The following is a 1,323-nucleotide window of genomic DNA, read 5'->3' as shown; positions in this document are numbered from 1 at the left end:
GGTGTTGGACAATCTTTGCCAAAAACCGCTCCTTTTGTCGATCGTATCGCCAGTGAAGCGGAAAAGAACCTGATCAAAGCCGCCATTGGCACGGGCGTGCAAACGGCTCTTGAGGGTGGCTCTCTTGACAAGAACTTTTTTAACAATCTGCGCATCGCCCTGTCTGATACGGTTGGCAAATCGTTGGCGGAAGAAATCGGTACCGCCAAGGCAGAAGGCAAAATAGATACGGTCACGCAAATCGTTGCCCACGCCGGTCTTGGCTGCTTAAAAGGCGCTGTTGCGAGCGGTGCTTGCTCTGCCGGTGCTGTGGGGGGTGCTGTGGGCGAAGCCACAGCCATGCTCCAGTTTCAATTGTGGGTGCAAGGCATTGTGAAAGAGGAAATGGGGGACCTAAACGGTCGCACCCCAACTGCGGAAGAGGAAGCGCGTATAAACGCAAAGATTGATGCGCAGTTTGCTGACTTTAGAGACCACACCATTGATGTCGCACGGGCTGCCGGGGGCGTTGCCGCCGCGCTTGCTGGTGGCAATGTTGATGCCGGCGCTGATGCCGCAGGTAATGCCGCTGCAAATAACTACCTCAGCAGTGCGCAACAAGCTCAGATGGAGAAAGAATTAAAGGAGTGTCCTGACTTTTTATGTGCAGCAGAAGTGTCTGCGAAGTGGTCTGCGATTAGTACAGGGCAAGATATAAGCTTTGCGGCAGGTATGGTAGCTGGTGTCCCGGCTGAAATATACGATACGGTTGATGGTTTTTTGCAAATAGCCAAACATCCCAAAGAGACTTTGAAAGCACTCAAAGATTTTTTCAGCAGTGGTGAGATTTTGGCGACAATTGGTCGGACCCTTGGACAGTCCTATGTAGATCGCATTAATAAAATGGAGGAGGAATATGAGCGAGCCGGTGCTGGTGGATCCTTTAAAGCTGGACTTGAATTTGGAAAATTATTGACTGAAACAGCATCCCTAATGACAGGAGTTGCTGGAGCAGCCAAGGGAGGCATAAAGCTTGGCGAAAAGGCTTGGATTAAATTCATTGCTAGGAAAGATTTTGCCCAATTCGCTTCCAAGAAAAATCTTGCAGAACTTGCAGCTCAAGGAGATCCTGACAAACTTGCGGCGAGGAAAGAACTGACCAAACTTGCTGCTAAAGAAAAAAAGCTTTGGTTAAAAAAGAAACCCACTAAATTTACCGATAGCAAATTTGGACAGACCTACACAGTTTATCGGAGAGACGACCTGTTTGATCCTAACAAAAGGGTTAAATGGACTGAAAAAGGGGAAACGGTATGGGGCACTAATATTGATAGAATGAAAGCA

At 48.5% G+C, this 1,323-nt stretch carries 1 protein-coding gene; it reads left to right on the top strand.

Going from position 1 to position 1,323, the window contains the following annotated elements; all coding sequences use genetic code 11:
- On the top strand, positions 1-1,323 hold a 1,323-nt coding region (locus tag ACFIME_RS05905; RefSeq protein WP_375684648.1), incomplete at both ends, for a DUF637 domain-containing protein.

The sequence above is a fragment of the Bartonella sp. AP1QHHD genome (assembly GCF_042196265.1).
Taxonomy (GTDB): Bacteria; Pseudomonadota; Alphaproteobacteria; order Rhizobiales; family Rhizobiaceae; genus Bartonella.
The sequence above is the reverse complement of the archived record's forward strand: the minus strand, read 5'-3'. Positions and strand labels throughout refer to the sequence as shown.